This window comes from Pseudoalteromonas sp. T1lg10 (assembly GCF_002964545.1).
Taxonomy (GTDB): Bacteria; Pseudomonadota; Gammaproteobacteria; order Enterobacterales; family Alteromonadaceae; genus Pseudoalteromonas.
The window spans coordinates 1-247 of sequence record NZ_PQBV01000034.1 but is presented as its reverse complement, the minus strand read 5'-3'; the positions used below and the strand labels follow the sequence as shown (position 1 = coordinate 247).

Below are 247 nucleotides of genomic sequence, written 5' to 3'. Positions count from 1 at the left end.
CAATAGGAGCCTGGTGATGACCTACTTTCACATGGCAAATGCCACACTATCATCGGCGCTGTTCCGTTTCACTACTGAGTTCGGCATGGGGTCAGGTGGGTCCAGAACGCTATTGTCACCAAGCAAATTGGTTACTAATCGCTGTTGCAATCAGTATTAAATTCGGAAAGCTTTATAAGTAATGTGTCTACTTCAGTCTTTAATTTCTAACTTCTAACTTAACAGTCTCACACCATTTTGGTGTTGT

General features: G+C 42.1%; 1 rRNA gene. It reads right to left on the bottom strand.

Annotated elements, in window-relative coordinates:
- Positions 1-8: 8 nt before the first annotated feature.
- A 5S ribosomal RNA gene (rrf, locus tag C2M17_RS08670) occupies positions 9-123 on the bottom strand.
- Between the last annotated feature and the right edge of the window lie 124 nt (positions 124-247).